The organism is Microbulbifer agarilyticus, from assembly GCF_020171345.1.
Classification (GTDB): domain Bacteria; phylum Pseudomonadota; class Gammaproteobacteria; order Pseudomonadales; family Cellvibrionaceae; genus Microbulbifer; species Microbulbifer agarilyticus_D.
The window spans coordinates 1-883 of record NZ_JAIUZM010000012.1 but is presented as its reverse complement, the minus strand read 5'-3'; the positions used below and the strand labels follow the sequence as shown (position 1 = coordinate 883).

General features: G+C 52.1%; 1 rRNA gene. It reads left to right on the top strand.

The features are described 5' to 3' along the window. Positions 1-279: 279 nt before the first annotated feature. A 16S ribosomal RNA gene (locus tag LCM31_RS16230) occupies positions 280-883 on the top strand; the annotation flags it as partial.

The window sequence follows — 883 nt, the reverse complement described above, 5'->3', positions numbered from 1 at the left end:
GGATGTGTAGAATACGCGTCCCACAGTGATGGCCAAGCGCTGCACTGAGTTGTTTAAAAATTCGATCAAGCAATATGTGTGGGTGCTTGCGGAGCGACGGATCGATACAGATGTCCCAATCCTTTATGGAGAGGGCCATCAAAAGATTTATCGGAAGCAAGTAACTCATGTCAATGAATTACGTTCAGCCAATTTGATTGGTTGAGTCAGCATTCCGAGCAAGACTTAAGTCTGTTGGGGAGCCAAATTCCGGTTCCCGTGAGCAACAGGCGACTCTTTAAACTGAAGAGTTTGATCATGGCTCAGATTGAACGCTGGCGGCAGGCCTAACACATGCAAGTCGAGCGCGAAAGTTCTTCGGAATGAGTAGAGCGGCGGACGGGTGAGTAATGCATAGGAATCTGCCCAGTAGTGGGGGATAGCCCGGGGAAACCCGGATTAATACCGCATACGTCCTACGGGAGAAAGCAGGGGATCTTCGGACCTTGCGCTATTGGATGAGCCTATGTCGGATTAGCTTGTTGGTGGGGTAACGGCCCACCAAGGCGACGATCCGTAGCTGGTCTGAGAGGATGATCAGCCACACTGGAACTGAGACACGGTCCAGACTCCTACGGGAGGCAGCAGTGGGGAATATTGCACAATGGGGGAAACCCTGATGCAGCCATGCCGCGTGTGTGAAGAAGGCCTTCGGGTTGTAAAGCACTTTCAGTAGGGAGGAAGGCCCTAAAGTTAATACCTTTAGGGATTGACGTTACCTACAGAAGAAGCACCGGCTAACTCCGTGCCAGCAGCCGCGGTAATACGGAGGGTGCGAGCGTTAATCGGAATTACTGGGCGTAAAGCGCGCGTAGGCGGTTAGTTAAGCTGGATGTGAAAGCCC